This is a genomic window from Pseudoclavibacter caeni (assembly GCF_008831125.1).
GTDB lineage: Bacteria > Actinomycetota > Actinomycetes > Actinomycetales > Microbacteriaceae > Pseudoclavibacter_A > Pseudoclavibacter_A caeni.
On record NZ_WBKA01000004.1, the window covers coordinates 57,222 to 75,289 of the forward strand.

The 18,068-nt window shown below is 71.9% G+C and carries 16 protein-coding genes and 1 pseudogene; 4 read left to right on the forward strand and 13 right to left on the reverse strand.

Annotated features, from left to right (window positions below; all coding sequences use genetic code 11):
- Window positions 1-33: 33 nt before the first annotated feature.
- Window positions 34-1,422, forward strand: coding sequence for a glutamyl-tRNA reductase (locus F8O02_RS06110; RefSeq protein WP_158036368.1), 1,389 nt, complete (start codon window positions 34-36; stop codon window positions 1,420-1,422).
- A 39-nt stretch (window positions 1,423-1,461) separates the two neighbouring features.
- Here the strand turns inward: F8O02_RS06110 and F8O02_RS06115 are convergent, their stop codons facing one another.
- From F8O02_RS06115 to F8O02_RS06165, 11 genes are all read right to left on the reverse strand, one after another.
- The gene (locus tag F8O02_RS06115) at window positions 1,462-2,232 is read right to left on the reverse strand and encodes a fumarylacetoacetate hydrolase family protein (protein ID WP_158036369.1); all 771 of its coding nucleotides are present in this window, start codon (window positions 2,230-2,232) and stop codon (window positions 1,462-1,464) included.
- Between the two features lie 168 nt (window positions 2,233-2,400).
- A complete protein-coding gene (locus tag F8O02_RS06120) occupies window positions 2,401-3,516 on the reverse strand; it encodes a branched-chain amino acid aminotransferase (RefSeq protein WP_158036370.1) in 1,116 nt (371 codons plus the stop codon).
- A 158-nt stretch (window positions 3,517-3,674) separates the two neighbouring features.
- Complete coding sequence (locus tag F8O02_RS06125; RefSeq protein WP_158036371.1) at window positions 3,675-4,721, reverse strand: 3-isopropylmalate dehydrogenase; 1,047 nt, start codon at window positions 4,719-4,721, stop codon at window positions 3,675-3,677.
- Between the two features lie 93 nt (window positions 4,722-4,814).
- The gene (locus F8O02_RS06130; protein ID WP_158036372.1) at window positions 4,815-5,288 is read right to left on the reverse strand and encodes a hypothetical protein; all 474 of its coding nucleotides are present in this window, start codon (window positions 5,286-5,288) and stop codon (window positions 4,815-4,817) included.
- Between the two features lie 29 nt (window positions 5,289-5,317).
- The gene (locus tag F8O02_RS06135; protein ID WP_158036373.1) at window positions 5,318-5,722 is read right to left on the reverse strand and encodes a hypothetical protein; all 405 of its coding nucleotides are present in this window, start codon (window positions 5,720-5,722) and stop codon (window positions 5,318-5,320) included.
- 216 nt (window positions 5,723-5,938) lie between these two features.
- Window positions 5,939-6,976 carry a ketol-acid reductoisomerase gene (gene ilvC, locus F8O02_RS06140; RefSeq protein WP_158036374.1) on the reverse strand — a complete coding sequence of 346 codons (1,038 nt, stop codon included), beginning with the start codon at window positions 6,974-6,976 and terminating at the stop codon, window positions 5,939-5,941.
- Between the two features lie 106 nt (window positions 6,977-7,082).
- The gene (ilvN, locus tag F8O02_RS06145; RefSeq protein ID WP_158036375.1) at window positions 7,083-7,592 is read right to left on the reverse strand and encodes an acetolactate synthase small subunit; all 510 of its coding nucleotides are present in this window, start codon (window positions 7,590-7,592) and stop codon (window positions 7,083-7,085) included.
- A 2-nt stretch (window positions 7,593-7,594) separates the two neighbouring features.
- Window positions 7,595-9,379 carry an acetolactate synthase large subunit gene (locus tag F8O02_RS06150; RefSeq protein WP_158036376.1) on the reverse strand — a complete coding sequence of 595 codons (1,785 nt, stop codon included), beginning with the start codon at window positions 9,377-9,379 and terminating at the stop codon, window positions 7,595-7,597.
- A 359-nt stretch (window positions 9,380-9,738) separates the two neighbouring features.
- Window positions 9,739-10,521 carry a trehalose-phosphatase gene (gene otsB, locus F8O02_RS06155; RefSeq protein ID WP_179416289.1) on the reverse strand — a complete coding sequence of 261 codons (783 nt, stop codon included), beginning with the start codon at window positions 10,519-10,521 and terminating at the stop codon, window positions 9,739-9,741.
- A complete protein-coding gene (locus tag F8O02_RS06160; protein WP_158036378.1) occupies window positions 10,518-12,041 on the reverse strand; it encodes an alpha,alpha-trehalose-phosphate synthase (UDP-forming) in 1,524 nt (507 codons plus the stop codon). Before F8O02_RS06160 ends, otsB begins: the two co-directional genes overlap by 4 nt.
- A gap of 182 nt (window positions 12,042-12,223) precedes the next feature.
- Window positions 12,224-12,955 carry a DedA family protein gene (locus F8O02_RS06165; RefSeq protein ID WP_225734146.1) on the reverse strand — a complete coding sequence of 244 codons (732 nt, stop codon included), beginning with the start codon at window positions 12,953-12,955 and terminating at the stop codon, window positions 12,224-12,226.
- 258 nt (window positions 12,956-13,213) lie between these two features.
- On the opposite strand from F8O02_RS06165, the gene F8O02_RS06170 reads away from it, so the two are divergent.
- Entirely contained in the window at window positions 13,214-13,600 is a 387-nt protein-coding gene (locus F8O02_RS06170) for a hypothetical protein (RefSeq protein ID WP_158036379.1), read from the forward strand.
- A 112-nt stretch (window positions 13,601-13,712) separates the two neighbouring features.
- On the opposite strand, the gene bcp is transcribed toward F8O02_RS06170, so the two are convergent.
- Window positions 13,713-14,207: a thioredoxin-dependent thiol peroxidase gene (gene bcp, locus F8O02_RS06175; RefSeq protein WP_158036380.1), complete on the reverse strand. Its 495-nt coding sequence runs from the start codon at window positions 14,205-14,207 to the stop codon at window positions 13,713-13,715.
- A 20-nt stretch (window positions 14,208-14,227) separates the two neighbouring features.
- Window positions 14,228-14,476 (reverse strand): WhiB family transcriptional regulator, encoded by a 249-nt coding sequence (locus F8O02_RS06180; RefSeq protein ID WP_158036381.1) that lies wholly within the window; start codon window positions 14,474-14,476, stop codon window positions 14,228-14,230.
- Between the two features lie 173 nt (window positions 14,477-14,649).
- Here F8O02_RS06180 and F8O02_RS06185 point away from each other — a divergent pair, with 173 nt between their 5' ends.
- Together F8O02_RS06185 and F8O02_RS09380 are read left to right on the forward strand one after the other, a co-directional pair.
- Complete coding sequence (locus F8O02_RS06185; protein WP_158036382.1) at window positions 14,650-16,401, forward strand: ABC transporter ATP-binding protein; 1,752 nt, start codon at window positions 14,650-14,652, stop codon at window positions 16,399-16,401.
- An 8-nt stretch (window positions 16,402-16,409) separates the two neighbouring features.
- A pseudogene (locus F8O02_RS09380) lies at window positions 16,410-18,062 on the forward strand (ABC transporter ATP-binding protein); the annotation flags it as partial.
- Window positions 18,063-18,068 lie beyond the last annotated feature (6 nt).

Here is an 18,068-nt window from a genome sequence, read left to right on the forward strand (position 1 = left end):
GGGAATCGACGTCAGACGGCTAGAATCCCACACGTGCTTCTCTGCGTGTCGTCCAGTCACAAGAACGCCCCGTTCTCCCTGCTCGGGAGCCTCTCCGGCGCGCGGGACGCGGCGCGCACGCTGGCGGCCCGGCACGAGTTCTTCACCGGCGCGGTCGCCGTCGCCACCTGCAACCGCTTCGAGGCGTACCTGGACGTCACGCAGCCGACGGGCACGGACCCCCGGTTGGCCGTCGCCGCGGCCTGGCAGGCGATCTCCGAGCACACCGGCGTCGACGTCGCCGATCTGCGCGCCCACTCGGCCGTCTACGTCGACGATGACGCGGCCGAGCACCTGTTCTCCGTGGCCGCGGGGCTCGAGTCGCTCGTCGTGGGAGAGACGGAGATCTCCGGCCAGGTGGCCGACGCGCTCGCCCGCGCACGCGAGCTCGGCACCACTTCCCCCGGCCTGGAGCGGTTGTTCCAGACTGCCGCGCATACCTCGCGCGAGGTGAAGAACCGCACCGGGATCGGCCGGATGGGCCGCTCGATCGTCCGCCTCGCACTCACCCTCTGCGACAGCCGCATCGTCGACTGGTCGGCGCTGCGGGTGCTGCTCATCGGCACCGGCCAGTACGCCCGGGTGACCGTGGCGGCGCTGCGCGACCGGGGCGTGCGCGACATCGCCGTGCACTCCGCGTCGGGGCGCGCCGAGACGTTCGCCCGCCCGCGCGACCTGCGCCCGGTGGACCCGGCCCAAGTCGGCGACGAGGTGGCCGCGGCGGATCTCATCGTCACCTGCACGACCGCCCCGCGGACGGTGCTCGATGCCGCGACGCTCGTCGCCGCGCGCGACGCCGCCGCCCAGCCCGCGGTCGGCCCGACGGCGGTGCCGGAGCGTCCGTCCCGGCAGCTCGTGATCGATCTGGGGATGCCCCGCAACGTCGCCGTGGACGTCGCCGACCTGCCGGACGTCGACCTGCTCGACCTCGAGACGATCCGCCTGCACGCCCCGCTCGACGAGCTGCGCAGCGACGAGGCCGCCCGCGAGCTCGTCGACGCCGCCGCCCACGACTTCCACGAGCAGCGCAACCAGCAGCGGGTCGGCCACGGGCTCGCCCGGCTGAAGTCGCTGTACTTCGACGTGCTCGATGAGGAGATCGCCCGGGCCGCCCACCACGAGCCGAGCGCGCAGGCCACGGAGAAGGCGCTGCGGCATCTCACCGGGCGGCTGCTGCACGTGACCATGCGCCGCTCCCGCGAGCTCGCCGCCCGGGACCGGCACGACGAGGTGCTCGCCGCGCTCGACGCCCTGTACGGCATCACCGCCGAGCAGGCCACCCCCGCCTCGCGGTGCGGAGCCTGCCCGATCGCCCACGAGCTGGGCGGCGGTCACCAGGCCGACGCGACCGCCGCCGAGGACGACGCGGCCGCCTCCGCCTGACCCCGCTGCCTCCGCGAGGCAGCGCGTGGGGCGGCTCGCTCAGTCGCGCGCGACAACCGGGTTGACCAGACTGCCGATGCCGGAGACCGTGCAGGTGACGACGTCACCAGGGGTGATCGGCCGCACGCCGGCGGGCGTGCCGGTGAGGATGACGTCGCCGGGCAGCAGCGTGAACGCGTCGCTGATCGTCTCGACGAGCGTGCCGAGGCGGAAGATCAGGTCGCGGGTGGAGCCGTGCTGGGCGGGCTCGCCGTTCACCTGCGAGCTGACCGTGACGTCCTCGGCGTCGAGGTCGGTCTCGACGACGGGGCCGAGCGGGCAGAACGTGTCCATGCCCTTCGCGCGCGCCCACTGCCGGTCGTCACGCTGCAGCGTGCGCGAGCTGACGTCATTCGCCACGGTGAACCCGAACACCGCCTCGCGCCAGCGGTCGGCGGGCAGGCGGCGGGTGGTGCGACCGATCACGAGCGCCAGCTCCGCCTCGAGCTCGACGGTGCCGGCGAACGGCGGGATGCGGATCGCGTCGCCGGGGCCGATCACCGCCGTGTTCGGCTTGAGGAACAGCAGCGGGTGATCGGGCACCTCGTTGCCCTTCTCGGCGGCGTGCGCGGCGTAGTTGCGGCCCACGCACACGATCTTGGAACGGGGGATCACTGGGGCGAGCAGCCGCACGGCCGTGATCGGCACCCGCTCCCCCGTCGTCTCGTACCCGTCGAACAGGGGATCGCCCCGCAGCACCACCAGGTCGGTGTCGTCGAGCACGCCGAACCGCGGTGCGGCGTCCTTCGTGACGAAGCGGGCGATCTTCATGGGCGGACCTCCAGAGACGACGCGGGCCCGGGCGGCCCGGGCGGGAACGAGGTCATCCTAGTCGCCCGGACCCCGAGGCGCGGCGTCGTCCGGCCGCCGGCCCGGAGAGACGGGACGGGCCCCGGACTCCGCGGGGAGTCCGGGGCCCGTCGACGCGAGCGGACGCGATCAGCGCGCCGGCGCCAGCTGCACCATCCAGCCGCGCCTGTCGGGCACGCGGCCGAACTGGATGTCGGTGAGCGCCTTCCGCAGCCCCATGGTCACCTCGCCGCCGGTGTTCCGGGCGGCCGGGATGGAGACCGTGCGGCCCTTCAACGCGGCGAGCGGATTGATCACCGCGGCCGTGCCGCAGGCGAAGATCTCGGTGAACGTGCCGTCGGCGACGCGCTCGCGCCACTCGTCGAGCGACACCGCACGCTCCTCGACCTTCAGGCCGAAGTCCTCGGCGGCGATCGTCAGCAGCGACTCGCGGGTCACGCCATGCAGGATCGAGCCGGTGAGCTTCGGGGTGACGAGCACGTTGTCATCGGTGACGAACATGATGTTCATGCCGCCGAGCTCGTCGACGTTCGTGTGCGTCTCGGTGTCGAGGAACAGCACCTGCGCGCAGCCGTTCGCGTGGGCCTCGTTCTCGGGCTCCAGGCTGGCCGCGTAGTTGCCGCCGCACTTCGCCTCGCCCGTGCCGCCGAGCGACGTGCGGGCGAAGTCCTCGCTCAGCCAGATGTCGACGGGCTTGACCCCGTCGGCGAAGTACGGGCCGGCCGGCGAGGCGATCAGCACGAACTTGACCTCCTGCGCGCTGCGCACGCCGAGGAACTGCTCGGTGGCGAACATGAACGGCCGCAGGTACAGGCTCTTCTCGCCCTCGGGATCCGGCACCCAGTCACGGTCGACGGTGCCGAGCTGGCGCAGCGACTCGACGAACAGGTCGGTCGGCAGCTGCGGCAGGGCCAGCCGCTCGGCCGACTTCTGGAACCGGGCGGCGTTGCGCTCGGGACGGAACGTCCACACCGAGCCGTCCGCGTGGCGGTAGCCCTTCAGCCCCTCGAAGATCTCCTGGGCGTAGTGCAGCACCGAGGCACCCGGGTAGACGGCCAGCGGCCCGTACGGGAGCACCTGGGCGTCGTGCCAGCCGTGCTCGACGTCGTAGTCGATCGTGACCATGTGGTCGCTGAAGTGGACGCCGAAGCCGGGGTCGGCGAGGATCTCGGCACGCTTCGCGGGGTCGGTGGGATGGGGGTTGGGGGTGTGCGCGAACGTCAGCGCATCCGTCGTGTCGCTCATGTCTTCCTTCACTTCGAACGAGGTCTCGTCACGCCGTGACACGCGAGCTCTGTGTGCGGGCCGGGGCGCGGGGACGGGGGCGCGCGATCGTGTCGCGCGGGAACGGCTCAGCCGTCCGTCTCTCAGGATACTCTGCCCCGGCCCCGGACGCCCGGTGATCAGCCGAGTCGGGCGAGGATCGCGTCGCCGATCTCGGCCGTGCCGCGGGCGGCGTCCCCGCGCGCGGCCGTGTCGGCCCGCACGGCCTGCCGGATGCGCTCGGCCGGCCCGGGGTGGCCGAGCGTGTCGAGCATGAGGGCCACCGACAGGATCGCGGCGGTCGGGTCGGCGACGCCCTGCCCGGCGATGTCGGGCGCCGACCCGTGGATCGGCTCGAACATGCTGGGCGCCGTGCCGTCGGGGTTGATGTTGCCCGAGGCGGCCAGTCCGATGCCGCCGGTGATGGCCGCGGCGAGATCGGTGAGGATGTCGCCGAACAGGTTGTCGGTGACGATCACGTCGAACCGGCCGGGGTCTGTGACGATGAAGATCGTGGCCGCGTCGACATGCAGGTAGTCGTGGGTGACGTCCGGGTGCGCGGCGGCGACCTCGTCGACGAGCCGCTGCCACATCCCGCCCGCGTTGACCAGCACGTTCTTCTTGTGCACGAGGGTGACATGCCGGCGCGGCCGTCGCTCGGCGAGGGCGAACGCGTGCTCGATGAGCCGCCGGGCGCCGAAGGCGGTGTTCACCGACACCTCGGTGGCGACCTCGTGGGGCGTGCCGACGCGCAGGGCGCCGCCATTGCCGGTGTACAGCCCCTCGGTGCCCTCACGCACGACGACGAAGTCGATCGGCCCGGGATCTGCCAGCGGGGAGGCGACCCCGGGGAACAGCTCCACCGGGCGCAGGTTCACATAGTGGTCGAACGCGAAGCGCAGACGCAGCAGCAGCCCGCGCTCGAGCACCCCGGCGGGCACCCGGCGGGGATCGCCCACCGCGCCGAGCAGCAGCGCGTCATGCCGACGCAGCTCGGCCATCGTCTCGTCCGAGAGCACCTCGCCGGTGCGCTCGTAGCGCCGCGCGCCCAGGTCGTACTCGGTCGTCGTGATCGCGAGCCCCGCATCGCCGGCCACCCGCGCGAGCACGCGCAGCCCCTGCTCGACGACCTCCGGCCCGATGCCGTCGCCGGGGATCACCCCGAGATCGATCGTGGTGTCGCTCATCCTCTTGAACCTCCCTCCGCGCGCCCGCTCGGACGCGCCCACGCCGCTGCCCGGACACGGATCCCGGGCTCCCGCCCACGCGGGCCGCAGCGGCTACTGCTGTACGAGGACGTCCTCGAGAAGCGTCCCCAGAATCAGATCGTTCACGGCGGGCACGGACATGACCGCCTGCTGAGCTGACACGACCACGACGGGCACGAGCGCGAGGCCGGCGAGCAACACGAGCGCCCGCTGCCACCACGCCCGCCCGCGCGACACCCCCCAAGTGCCGACGAGCAGCCCGACGGGCACGAGTGCCGAGACAGCGAGCAGCGCCCACCGCGTCCACCCGAACGTGGCGAACACGAGCTGCCAGCCGGTGTCATCGTTGGCGAACGCGAAGGCGAACGCCTGCCACACCGGGTAGGCGAACGCGAGCGCGCCGATGACGAGCCAGACCACGTCACCGCGGGTGACGCGGGCATGCCGTGCCCCCGACCGCGCGACCAGCCCGTCGGAGCGGGCGTCGGCCGGCCGGGAGCGGTCCACTGCCGCCGCGACGGCTGTGTCGTCACGCTGCTCGTCCATGGTGCTCTCTCCGCGCCCCCGTCGCGCGCTCAACGGCCCGCTCCCGCCGCGATGATCAGCGTGAGGATCCACGGCCAGGGGGCCAGCAGCACGAGGCCGGCGACGCCCCACAGCGCCTTCCACGGCCAGCGGCGGCCGGGCAGCAGGATGAGCCCGGCGACGCCCCACAGCAGCGGGGCTCCGACGCCGAGCACGAGCTGCACCCGGTCGAGCCCGTCGAGCAGGGGCTGCGGCGGGGTGTCGAGCCGGCCGAGCAGGATGCTCGCCCAGGCGACGGTGAACAGGACGAGCACGCCGAGGACGACGCCCACCCCGATCAGCGCCGGCGCGGGCAGCCGGTCGAGCGCGGCGAGGCCGCCCGCAGGGGCGTCCTCCGCCGCATCGGTCGCGCCCGAGACGTCATCCGCCCCCGGGACGTCATGCTCACCGGCCATAGCCAGCTCCTCTCCGATCGCGGCCCGTCCGGACCACTGTCTCAGGTCACCATGATACGGGCCCAGCCGCGCGGCCGGATGGCAGCGCCCCTGACCGCCGCGGGAGGGACGCCGCCGAATCCGTCCCGAGACGGACGATGGGCCGCACCCGTGAGGGCGCGACCCATCGGACCGGCGTTGCAGACGACCCCGGTCATGCCGCTCGAACCCGGCGGATCAGGCGTGGCGGTCGACGTGCCCCTCGACGTAGTCGGAGTCGACCGGCTTCGACCAGGCGAACAGCGCGCGCAGCTTCGGGCCGACCTTCTCGATCGGGTGCTCCTCCTCCTTGGCGCGCAGCGCCTTGAACTCGGGGGCGCCGGCCTTCTGGTCGTCGACGAAGCGCTTGGCGAACGCGCCCGACTGGATGTCGGCGAGCACGCCCTTCATGTTCTCCTTGACGTGGGCGTCGATGACGCGCGGGCCGGAGACGTAGTCGCCGTACTCGGCGGTGTCGGAGATCGACCAGCGCTGCTTCGACAGGCCGCCCTCGTTGATGAGGTCGACGATCATCTTCAGCTCGTGGCAGACCTCGAAGTAGGCGATCTCTGGCTGGTAGCCGGCCTCGGTGAGGGTCTCGAAGCCCGCCTCGATCAGGTGCGACACGCCGCCGCAGAGAACGGCCTGCTCGCCGAACAGATCGGTCTCGGTCTCCTCGGTGAAGGTCGTCTTGATCGCGCCGGCGCGGGTGCCGCCGATGCCCTTGCCGTACGACAGGGCCGTCTCGAAGGCGTGACCGCTCTCGTCGCGCTCGACCGCCACGAGCACCGGCACGCCGCGGCCGGCCTCGTACTCGCGGCGGACGATGTGCCCCGGGCCCTTCGGCGCGATCATCACGACGTCCACGCCCTTGGGCGCGTCGATGTAGCCGAAGCGCACGTTGAAGCCGTGTGCGAACAGCAGCGTCTTGCCGGGGGTCAGGTTCGGCTCGATGTCCTTCTTGTACAGGTCGGCCTGGTACTGGTCGGGGGCGAGGACGACGATGACGTCGGCCCACTTGGTGGCCTCCGCGTTGCTCACGACGGTGAAGCCGACCTCCTCGGCGTGCTTGCGGGTCTTCGACCCCTCGCGCAGGGCGATGCGGACGTCGACGCCCGAGTCACGCAGGTTCATCGCGTGCGCATGCCCCTGCGAGCCGAAGCCGATGACCGCGACCTTCTTGCCCTGGATGATCGTCAGATCCGCGTCGTCGTCATAGAAGATCTCTGCTGCCATGGTGTCTCCATTCTGTTGATGTGGTGGTGGGTGTGGTGGGCCCGTCGTCGCGAACGCGCCGGCGGACGGTGTGCCCGGCCCGCACCGACCGGGCCGGAGCGGCGGGTCAGCCGCGGGCGACCCGGTCGGTCATCGAACGGGGCCCCCGTGCGATCGCGAGCAGCCCGGACTGGACGAGCTCGCGGACCCCGTAAGGCTCGAGCAGGCGCAGCAGCGCGCGATTCTTCTGCGCGTCGCCGGTCACCTCTATGACCAGAGCGTCCTGCGAGACGTCGACGACCCGGGCCCGGAACAGCTCGGCGATCTCGACGATCTGCGAGCGTGAGCCGGCGTCGGCGCGCACCTTCACGAGCATGTGCTCGCGCAGCACGGAGCTGTCGGCCTCCAGTTCGACGATCTTGATCACGTTGACGAGCTTGTTGAGCTGCTTGGTGACCTGTTCGAGCGGCTGGCGCTCGACATCCACGACGACGGTGATGCGCGACAGCCCCTCGACCTCGCAGTTGCCGACGGCCAGCGAGTCGATGTTGAACCCACGCCGGGCGAACAGCCCCGCCACGCGGGTGAGCAGGCCGGGGCGATCCTCGACCAGCAGGGAGAGCACGTGCTTGCTCATGGTCATTCCTCCCCTTCGAACGCGGGCGACTCGTCACGCGCGTACTGGATGAAGTCGTTGCTGACACCCTGCGGCACCATCGGCCACACCATCGCGTCCTTCGACACGACGAAGTCGATGACCACCGGCCGGTCGTTCACCGACAACGCCCAGGTGATCGCGTCGTCGATCTCGTCCGCCCGCTCGACCCGGCGGCTCGCGCAGCCGTAGGCCTCCGCGAGCTTCACGAAGTCCGGCACGCGCTGCGTGCCCGCGCCGGTGTTCAGCTCGGTGTTCGAGTACCGCTCGTCGTAGAAGAGGGTCTGCCACTGCTTGACCATGCCGAGCGACGAGTTGTTGATCACGGCGACCTTGATCGGGATGCCCTCGATCACGCAGGTCGCGAGCTCCTGGTTGGTCATCTGGAAACAGCCGTCGCCGTCGATCGCCCACACGACCCGGTCGGGCTCGGCGACCTTCGCGCCCATCGCCGCCGGCACCGCGTAACCCATCGTGCCCGCGCCGCCGGAGTTGAGGAAGGAGTTCGGCCGTTCATAGCGAATGAACTGCGCGGCCCACATCTGATGCTGGCCGACGCCGGCCACGTACACCGCCTCGGGGCCGGTCAGCTCGCCGATGCGCTGGATGACCCGCTGCGGGGCGAGCAGCCCGTCGCTCGGCTCCGTGTACCCGAGCGGGTAGTCCTCGCGCAGCCGGTTGAGATGCTCCCACCACTGCGAGAGGTCGGGGGCGCCCTCGGCGGTCTCCGCCTCGTACTGAGGCAGCAGCTCGTCGAGCACCTGGCGCAGGTCGCCGACGATCGGCACGTCCGCATGCCGGATCTTCGAGATCTCCGCCGGGTCGATGTCGACATGGATGATCTTCGCCAACGGCGCGAACGTCTTCGCGTTGCCGGTGACCCGGTCATCGAAGCGGGCGCCGAGGCTGACGATGAGGTCGGCCTGCTGCAGGGCCAGCACCGCCGGCACCGTGCCATGCATGCCGGGCATGCCCAGATGCTGCGGATGCGAGTCGGGGAACACCCCGCGCGCCATCAGCGTGGTGACGACCGGGGCGCCGGTCGCCTCCGCGAACGCCTTCAGCTGCGCGGCCGCACCCGAGCGGATCACACCGCCGCCGACATAGAGCACGGGACGCTGCGCGTGGGCGAGCAGCTCCGCCGCCGCCTGCACCTGGCGGCCGTGCGGCTGCGTCGCCGGGTGGTAGCCCGGCAGAGACACCTGCGGCGGCCACTGGAAGTCGGCCAGCCCCTGCTGGGCGTCCTTGCTGATGTCGACGAGCACCGGGCCGGGACGACCGGTCGTGGCGATCTCATGGGCCGCGGCGATCGCACCGGCTACCTCGTCTGCGCTGCGCACGAGGAACGAATGCTTGGTGATCGGCATCGTGATGCCGACGATGTCGGCCTCCTGGAACGCGTCGGTGCCGATCAGGGTCGAGAACACCTGGCCGGTGATCGCCAGCAGCGGCACCGAGTCCATGTACGCGTCGGCGATCGCGGTGACGAGATTCGTCGCGCCCGGCCCGGACGTCGCGATGCACACGCCGATGCCGCGGCCGGTCGAGGCGTACCCCTCGGCGGCGTGGCCAGCGCCCTGCTCGTGGCGGACCAGGTAGTGGCGCAGCCCCTTCGCGTCCATGAGCGGATCGTAGGTCGGCAGGATCGCCCCGCCGGGAAGCCCGAAGACGTCCGTGACGCCGAGTCGACGCAGGGAGGCGATGACGATCTCGGCACCGGTCATGCGCGTGTGCGCGGCGCCGGGTGACGGTTTCGGGGTGGGAGTCATGATGGAACGCTCCTCGGAGATGATGATGGTCCTCGTGGGCTCGATCGGTGCTGTCACCCGCTGGCCGGAACGCTGGGCGAGGAGATCAGCGCCACCCGGTCAGCGGCCGAGAATGAGCAGGAGGACGAGAAGAAGGACGACCAGGGAGGGAATGATGAGAGAGGAGACGAGCGCTCGTGGCGAGACGGAGGACATGCGGCCAGCGGAGAGCACGGCACGGGTCATGGCTTCCGCTCACTCTCCTCGTCTGCTCACCGCGCGCCTGATGCGGCGCGGCTCCCTCTGATCGATAAGCGGGGACCTCGGCGGATCTCGCCGACCCCGCGATATGCCACCCTAGCACACCGGGACGAGCCGGCTCAGTCCCGCAGCATCGCGTGTCGTCGGCGCAGCCCGCTGAGCGTGAGGAGCACCCCGGCCAGGGCGCGGGGCCCGACCACCCGGTAGGCGGCCAGCGACTCCCCCGGCCCCACATGCACCCCCACGTCATGTGGCTCGAGCACACGGAAGACGTCCTCGTCCGTGCGGTCGTCACCGGCGTAGAAGACCGTGTCGGCCCCGGTGCGCTCGCGCAGCGTCCGCACCGCCCGCCCCTTGTCCGTCCGCCGCAGCGAGAACTCGAGAACGTCGTGGCCCGGGATCATGCGCGCGGCCGGCACCCGCTCCGCCACCCGCTCGCGGGCCAGCAGCTGCAGCCGCTCGGCCGCGGAACGGTGCACCGTCCGGGTGTGCAGCACCGCGCCCACCGGCTTGTGCTCGACCCAGGCGCCCGGGGCCTCGGCGGCGACCTGCTCCAGCAGCTCGCCGACCGCGGCCACGTCACTGATGCCCCCGGCGCTCAGCGGCTGCGGGTCCTCCCCCTCGCCCAGCTGCATCTGCGCGCCGTGCGAGCCGACCAGCAGCATCCCCGGCGGGGCGTCGCTGACCTGGCGCAGCGAGTCGAGCGCACGACCGGAGACATAGGCGACATCCGTGTCCGGGGTATCCCACAGCCGGATGACGGCCAGATGCGCGTCCGCCAGCGAACGCGAGTCAGCCGGGTCGTCGGTGAACGGTGCGACCGTGCCGTCGAAGTCGAGCGCGACGAGTAGATGCGGCACCCGCGCGATCCGACGCAGCGCGGCGTCCAGCTCCGGGGTCACGCGCGCCCTCCGCCGTCGGCCCGCGATCGCGCCCCACGCCGTGAGCCGTCCTCGGCGGCGAGCCCCTGCCGGTTGTCGTCGCTGACCGCGCGCAGCCGGGCGAGGAACGCATCCGACCACCGCTCCACGTCGTCCTCGCTCACCCGTCGCCGCATCGCCCGCATCCGCCGGGAGACCTCCGCCGGGGACATCTCCATCGCCTGCACGATCGTGTCCTTCAGCCCGTCGATGTCGTGCGGGTTGATCAGCAGCGCCGTCTTCAGCTCGTCGCTGGCTCCGGCGAACTCGCTGAGCACGAGCACCCCGTCGTTGTCGACATGCGTGGCCACGAACTCCTTGGCCACGAGGTTCATCCCGTCACGCAGCGCCGTCACCAGCAGGATGTCGGCGGCGAGGTAGAACGCGGCCATCTCGCGGCGGGGGAAGCTGCGATGCAGATACTGGATCGCCGGCCGGCCGATCACGCTGTGATCGCCGTTGATGCGCGCGACCGTCAGCTCGATGTCGTCGCGCAGCCGACGATACGTCTCGACCCGCTCGCGGCTCGGCACCGCGATCTGGATGAGCGTCGTGTCCTCCACGTGCACGCGCCCCTCGTCGAGCAGCTCGCCGTACGCCTTCAGCCGGTGACGGATGCCCTTCGTGTAGTCGAGCCGGTCGATGCCGAGCAGCACCCGGTGCGGGTCGCCCAGGTCGTGCCGGATGCGCCGTGCGCGCTCTCGGATCTCGGGGTCACGGCCCAGTTGCTCGAACTCGTGGGCGTCGATGGAGATCGGATAATCGTCGAAGACCGCCAGGTGCGCGCCCATGCCCGACTCCGGATCGGCGGGCACCTCGATCGTGCCCCGGCGTGAGGACAGCCCGAGCAGGCTGCGCACCGCACGAGAGAAGTTGCGCGCGTCCTCCGCGCGCTGGAATCCGATCAGGTCGGCGCCGAGCAGCCCCTCGAGGATCTGACGCCGCCACGGCAGCTGGGCGAACAGCCCGTACGGCGGGAAGGGGATGTGGTCGAAGAACCCGATCGCGAGATCTGGCCGCAGCCGGCGCAGGATGCGCGGCACGAGCTGCAACTGGTAGTCCTGCACCCACACCGTCGCCCCCGGTGCGGCGATCTCGGCGACCCGCTCGGCGAAGCGGCCGTTGACCGACCGGTAGCTCTCCCACCACACCCTGTGGTAGAGCGGCTGCGCGATCACGTCGTGGTACAGCGGCCACAGCGTCGCGTTCGAGAACCCCTCGTAGTACCGCTCGAGCTCCTGCTCGCTCAGCGAGACGGGGAAGACGTGGAAGCTGCCGCCGCGTGAGCCGCCCTGCGCCACGAACGGCTCGAACTCCTGATCCGGCACCCCGGGCCAGCCGACCCAGGCACCGTGGGAGAGCTCCATGACCGGCTCCAGCGCAGTGACCAGACCGCCCGGCGAGCGCCGCCACCCGGAGGTGCCGTCGGGGCCGACCGTGCGGTCGACGGGCAGCCGATTGGACACCACGACCAGGTCGAAGCGATCCGCTGATGCGCTCATGCGATCTCCCCTTCCGTGGGCGGCGTGGGCCACCACGATGGTATCGCACCCCTCTGACCGGCCTGCGTGCACCCCCTCCGGCGCCCCCGCGGGCCGCAGACCTGTCTCCCCCGGCTCCCACAGACCCAGGCGGTCCCGGCGGAGGACGCCTCGGACCGCCCCGACGCCCCACGGCGACGGGATCAGCGTTCGCCGGCGTCCGACCCCATCTCCGCGGGGGCGCGCCGGGCGTGCACCCGGTGCACGACGAAGACCGCCACGGCGACACCGACCACGGCGAGCACCACCCACTGGAACGCGTCCACGAACGCGATGATGCGGTCCAGATGCTCGCCGAGCAGAAACCCACCCAGCACCAGCGCCGTGTTCCAGACCAGCGACCCGACCGCCGTGAGCGGCACGAACACCGCCATGCGCATCCGCTCGACCCCCGCCGGGATCGAGATCAGGCTGCGGAAGACGGGCACGAGCCGCCCCACGAGCACGGTCGCCGGCCCATGACGGACGAACCAGCGGCGGGTGCGCTCCACATCCTGCCCGCTCAACAGCGGGATGCGGTCGGCCAGCCGCACCAGCCGTTCGTGCCCCAGCCAGGCCCCAAGCCCGTACAGTGCGAGGGCGCCCGCCACCGACCCCACGGTCGCCCAGACGATGACGGCGACGAGACCGAGCTCGCCTCGCGCAGCCGCGAACCCCGCCAGCGGTAGGATCGCCTCGCTCGGGATCGGCGGGAACAGGTTCTCCAGCGCGATGAGCAGGCCCACACCCGGGGCGCCCAGCGCCGCCATCACGTCGGCGACGAACGCGGCGATCACGCCCGCATCACCCCCGGCGAGCACGGCGGCCGCCGGCACCGCGGACGGGGCGAAGCCCGCGGGCATGGCGGCGGGCGCGAGCGGGGCGGAGACGGACATGCGGCTTCCTTCGATCGGGAACGGGGCGTCGGCCTCACGATAGCAGAGGACGGGGCCCCGGCCATGCCCGAGGCACCCGCGGGCGCCGGCGGCCGGGGCGGCCGGGGACCGATCCCCTCCCGCGAGACGCCCGGCTCGCCCGACCCCGCTGCGCTAGGCTACGAGGCGGTGTCGGCACGAGTCCGGCGCCACCGGCACGCCGCTCCGCTCCCCCGGCGCGGACGCGGGCGCCGGGGGAGCGGAGCACACGGAGGCGAGATGTCGGACGGACGGTCACCCTGGCAGCTGCGGACGGCGGGGACGCTGCTCGCCCTCGAGGGCCTCGGTGCGCTCGCGCTGGCCGTCTGGGCGCTCGTGGAGGCCGTGACCGGCGGGGGCGCCATCGCGTCCACCATCGCGCTCGCCGTGATCTGCGCCGGATTCGGCACGTGGATCCTGCTGGCCGCCCGCCGGCTGCGCCGCGGCCGCTCCTGGGCGCGAGCAGCCGGGGTGTTCGTGCAGCTCGTGCTCGTCGCGATCGCCGCCGGCAGCCTCGGCGGCCCGGAGAGCAGCCTGCCCGCGTTCATCGCGCTGCTCGTGCCCGCGCTGCTCACGGGCGTGCTGCTGTTCACCCGGCCGGTCATCGAGGCGACCCGCGAGCGCTGAGCCCGAGCAATCGCGGCGAGGTCGCCGCGTCCCGGTCCTCGGACCGGATGCGCCCGGCCACTGACGCCCCAGCGCTCGCCCCGGGGTCTGGTCGCCCGGGCCGGGTCGAGGCTCAGACCTCGGGGATCTCCAGCGCACGCCGCAGGGACGCGACATGTCCCTTCGCGCGCACGTTGTACCGGGCGAGGGTGATGATCCCTTGCTCGTCGATGACGAAGGTGGAGCGGATGACGCCCTGCACCTCGCGGCCGTACAGCCGCTTCGTCCCATAGGCCCCGTACGCGCGGTGCACGTCGAGTCCCGGATCGCTCAGCAGCGGGAACGACAGCGCATGATGCTCGCGGAAGCGCTGCAGCTTCGCCGGCGCGTCCTTCGACACCCCGAGCACGGTGTACCCCTGGGCCTGCAGCTCCGCGAGACTGTCGCGGAAGTCGCAGGCCTCCGTGGTGCAACCGGGGGTCTCCGCCGCCGGATAGAAATAGAGAATGACCCGGTGCCCGCGCAGCCCGGCCAGCGACACCTCACGGCCATCCGCATCGGGCAGGGTGAGATCGGGGGCCGGCTGGCCGGCCTGCAGACGCTCGGGATGCTCCGTCTGAGTGCTCATGCGCGTCGCCTCGTGATCCCTCAGCTGGCCCGCCGAGCGCGCGCCGCGCGGCGCTTCAGCGCACGCCGCTCATCCTCGCTCAGGCCGCCCCATACCCCGGCGTCCTGGCCGGTCTCCATCGCGTAGTGCAGACAGGCGTCGGTCACCTCGCACTCCGCGCACACGATCTTGGCCCGCTCGATCTGGTCGACGGCGGGACCGGTGTTGCCCACGGGGAAGAACAGCTCGGGATCCGCGGCGAGACATGCGGCGTGATCGCGCCAGTCCATAGCACTCCTTGTCTGAGAACGAACGCTCGCGGTCGCGGCGCGGCCGCGGAGATGAGTCCGCGACGGGAACGCTTCCGCCCGTGGAGCATCTGCATCTTTTCACAGCGGGGTCATCGACGCAAGAGGTCGGCGAGGGGCCCCGCCGCCCCTCGGAGGCCATAGACTGGCCGCTGATGCCCCCGACTCCCGTCCGCGCCACGCTCGCCCGACTCACCCCCGCGCTGCGTGGATTCCGCGCACCCACGGCCGCCGCCGTCGTCTGCACCGTCGGCGAGGTCGCGGCCGAGATCGCCATCCCCTTCCTGATGGCCTCGCTCATCGACGACGGCATCCAGGCCGGGGACCGGACGCATGTGGTGCGCCTGGGCGCGGTGCTCGCCCTGCTCGCTGTCGTCGCACTCGCCTGCGGCGTGCTCGCCGCCCGGTTCGCCGCCCGCGCCGGCGCCGGACTGGCCCGAAACCTGCGCTCCGACGAGTTCGCCGCGGTGCAGCGCTTCTCGTTCGCGAAGCTCGACGACTTCTCCGAGGGCAGCATCATCACCCGGCTGACCACCGACGTCACCAACGTGCAGACCGCGTTCATGATGGGCGTCCGCATCGCCGTGCGCGCGCCCGCCACGCTCGTCTTCGCCCTCGTCATGGCCTTCGCCGTCGACCCGGGGCTGGCCGGGGTGTTCCTGCTCGTGGTCCCCCTGCTGGGCGGCGCGCTGGCGCTCATCGCGACCCGGGCCCATCCCGTGTTCACCCGTGTGTTCCGCACCTACGACCGGCTCAACACGACCGTGCAGGAGAACATCCGCGGCATCCGCGCCGTCAAGGCGTTCGTGCGCGGCCCCGAGCAGGAGGCCCGCTTCACCGCCTCGTCGGCCGCCATCCAGCGTGACTTCACCACCGCCGAGCGCATCCTCGCGTTCAACATGCCGACCATGCAGTTCGCGATCTACCTGTGCCTGCTGCTGATCGCCTGGATCGGCGCGCACCAGATCGTGGGCGGGGCGCTCACCACCGGCGAGCTGGTGAGCATCATCTCGTACGCCATGCAGATCCTGATGAGCCTCATGATGCTCACGATGGTGCTCGTGCTCGCCACCATCTCCTGGGCGTCAGCCGAGCGCATCGGCGCGATCCTCGCCGAGCGGCCCAGCCTGGTCAGCCCGCCCGAGGCGGTGGACGTCGTGGCCGACGGCTCGGTCACCCTCCGCCACGTCGGCTTCGCCTACGACTCCGACGGCGACGAGCCCGTGCTCGTCGACGTGAACCTCGAGATCCCCTCGGGGCAGACCGTCGGCATCCTCGGCGGCACCGGCTCGGGCAAGTCGTCACTCGTGCAGCTGATCCCCCGTCTGTACGACGCCACCGCCGGCCAGGTGCTCGTCGGCGGCCACGACGTGCGCGAGTACTCGCTCACCGCCCTGCGTGACGCGGTGGCCATCGTGCTGCAGAAGAACGTGCTCTTCGCGGGCACGATCGCCTCGAACCTGCGCTGGGGCGCGCCCGACGCCGACGACGCCGCGCTCACCCGCGCGCTCGAGACCGCCCAGACCGCCGAGTTCGTCGACGCGCTGCCCGACGGCCTCGACGCCCGGGTCGAACAGGGCGGCGCGAACTTCTCGGGCGGGCAGCGTCAGCGGCTGTGCATCGCACGGGCGCTGCTGAAGACCCCGCGCATCCTGATCCTCGACGACTCCACCAGCGCGGTCGACACCGCCACCGAGGCCCGCATCCGCGCCGGCCTGCGCCACGCGCTGCCCGGCACCACCAAGATCGTCATCGCCCAGCGCGTCAGCTCGGTGCAGCAGGCCGACCAGATCGTGATGCTCGACCGGGGCCGCGTGATCGCCTGCGGCACGCACGCGCAACTGCTGGCACACTGCCCCGAATACCGCGAGCTGCACGACTCCCAGGCCGCGCAGGTGCCGGCATGAGCGGCATGATGCGCGGACCCCGCGGCGGGCGGGGCGGACGAGGCGGACCGCTCACCCGCCCGGCCCCGGGCACGGTGCACCGGCTGCTGCGCCTCATCCTCTCGGCCGGCGGCTGGCGCGGCCCCGTCGTGCTCGCGGCCATCCTCGTCAGCGCGGCCGCGGGCGTCGCGGGCGCGGTGTTCACCCAGGCCCTCATCGACGACTTCATCACGCCCCTGCTCGACCGGGCCGACCCCTCGTTCGCGCCCCTGGCCCGAGCGCTCACCGGCATGGCCGTGCTCTACGCCGTCGGCGTGGGCGCCACGCTGCTGTACAACTGGCTCGTCGTGGCGATCGCCCAGCGGCTGCTGCGAGACGTGCGCGACCGCATGTTCTCTCACCTGCAGCGCCTGCCGCTGCGCTTCTTCGACACCACGAGCCACGGCGACGTGATGAGCCGGTTCACCAATGACACCGACACCCTGCGCCAGATGGTCGCCCAGGCCGCCCCACAGCTCATCTCGTCGGCGGCGACGGTCGTCACCGTGTTCGTCACCATGGTCGTGCTCAGCTGGCGGCTCTCCCTGTTCGTGCTCGTCGGCGCCGCGGTGCTCGTCATCGCCACCCGCCTGCTGCTGCGGCGCAGCGGCGAGGGGTTCCGCCGCCAGCAGACCTCCATCGGGGCCCTGAACGGGTTCGCCGAGGAGACCGTCAACGGCCAGCGCGTCGTCAAGGTCTTCAACCACGAGCAGGCCAGCCAGCGCCGGTTCGACGAGCTCGACGAGCGCTGGTACCGCGACTCCGACCGCGCCAACGCCTTCGCCAACGTGCTCATGCCGACGGCGGGCGGCATCGGCAACCTGCTCTACGTGGTCGTCGCCGTCGGTGGCGGGATGCTCGCGCTCGGGGGCGCGCAGGGACTCACCGTCGGCGTGATCGCCGCCTTCCTGCAGCTGACCCGCTCGTTCACCATGCCACTCGCGCAGATCTCCCAGCAGTTCAACGCGGTGGTGATGGCGCTGGCCGGCGCGGAGCGCATCTTCGCCCTTCTCGACGAGCCGGTCGAGCCCGATGACGGCGACGTCCGCCTGGTCGAGGTGACGGATGCGGCCGGCCCGGATGGCGCGGATGCGGGCGGCTTGGACGTGGGCGGCACAGACACGGATGGCACAGACACGAGGCGGGTCGCCCGACGCTGGACCTGGCAACTGGCCGACGGCACGCGCATCCCGCTGACCGGTGACGTGCGTCTCGACCACGTCACCTTCGGCTACACCCCAGGCCACCCGGTGCTGCACGACATCAACCTGCACGCCGAGCCCGGCCAGACGATCGCGTTCGTGGGGTCGACCGGCGCCGGCAAGACGACGATCACCAACCTGCTCACCCGGTTCTACGACCCGGACGCCGGCACGATCCGCCTCGACGGCATCGACCTGGCGCGGATGCGCCGGGACGACCTGCGCCGCTGCTTCGGCATGGTGCTGCAGGACACCGCACTGTTCACCGGGACGGTCGCCGAGAACATCCGCTTCGGCCGCCCCCACGCCACCGACGCCGAGGTGCGCGCCGCCGCGCGGCTGGCCTGGGCCGACGTGTTCATCCGCACCCTGCCGCACGGCTGGGACACCGAGATCTCGGGCAGCACCGACAACCTCTCGCAGGGGCAGCGGCAGCTGCTCGCGATC

What these genes read in the sequence shown, in the direction of transcription:
- F8O02_RS06170 (WP_158036379.1), top strand. Translation starts at nt 13,214, where the DNA reads ATGTCGGACGGACGGTCACCCTGGCAGCTGCGGACGGCGGGGACGCTG.
- bcp (WP_158036380.1), bottom strand. Translation starts at nt 14,207, where the DNA reads ATGAGCACTCAGACGGAGCATCCCGAGCGTCTGCAGGCCGGCCAGCCG.
- F8O02_RS06180 (WP_158036381.1), bottom strand. Translation starts at nt 14,476, where the DNA reads ATGGACTGGCGCGATCACGCCGCATGTCTCGCCGCGGATCCCGAGCTG.
- F8O02_RS06125 (WP_158036371.1), bottom strand. Translation starts at nt 4,721, where the DNA reads ATGAGCGACACCACGATCGATCTCGGGGTGATCCCCGGCGACGGCATC.
- F8O02_RS06165 (WP_225734146.1), bottom strand. Translation starts at nt 12,955, where the DNA reads ATGTCCGTCTCCGCCCCGCTCGCGCCCGCCGCCATGCCCGCGGGCTTC.
- F8O02_RS06120 (WP_158036370.1), bottom strand. Translation starts at nt 3,516, where the DNA reads ATGAGCGACACGACGGATGCGCTGACGTTCGCGCACACCCCCAACCCC.
- F8O02_RS06135 (WP_158036373.1), bottom strand. Translation starts at nt 5,722, where the DNA reads ATGGCCGGTGAGCATGACGTCCCGGGGGCGGATGACGTCTCGGGCGCG.
- F8O02_RS06185 (WP_158036382.1), top strand. Translation starts at nt 14,650, where the DNA reads ATGCCCCCGACTCCCGTCCGCGCCACGCTCGCCCGACTCACCCCCGCG.
- ilvN (WP_158036375.1), bottom strand. Translation starts at nt 7,592, where the DNA reads ATGAGCAAGCACGTGCTCTCCCTGCTGGTCGAGGATCGCCCCGGCCTG.
- F8O02_RS06130 (WP_158036372.1), bottom strand. Translation starts at nt 5,288, where the DNA reads ATGGACGAGCAGCGTGACGACACAGCCGTCGCGGCGGCAGTGGACCGC.
- F8O02_RS06115 (WP_158036369.1), bottom strand. Translation starts at nt 2,232, where the DNA reads ATGAAGATCGCCCGCTTCGTCACGAAGGACGCCGCACCGCGGTTCGGC.
- F8O02_RS06160 (WP_158036378.1), bottom strand. Translation starts at nt 12,041, where the DNA reads ATGAGCGCATCAGCGGATCGCTTCGACCTGGTCGTGGTGTCCAATCGG.
- F8O02_RS06150 (WP_158036376.1), bottom strand. Translation starts at nt 9,379, where the DNA reads ATGACTCCCACCCCGAAACCGTCACCCGGCGCCGCGCACACGCGCATG.
- ilvC (WP_158036374.1), bottom strand. Translation starts at nt 6,976, where the DNA reads ATGGCAGCAGAGATCTTCTATGACGACGACGCGGATCTGACGATCATC.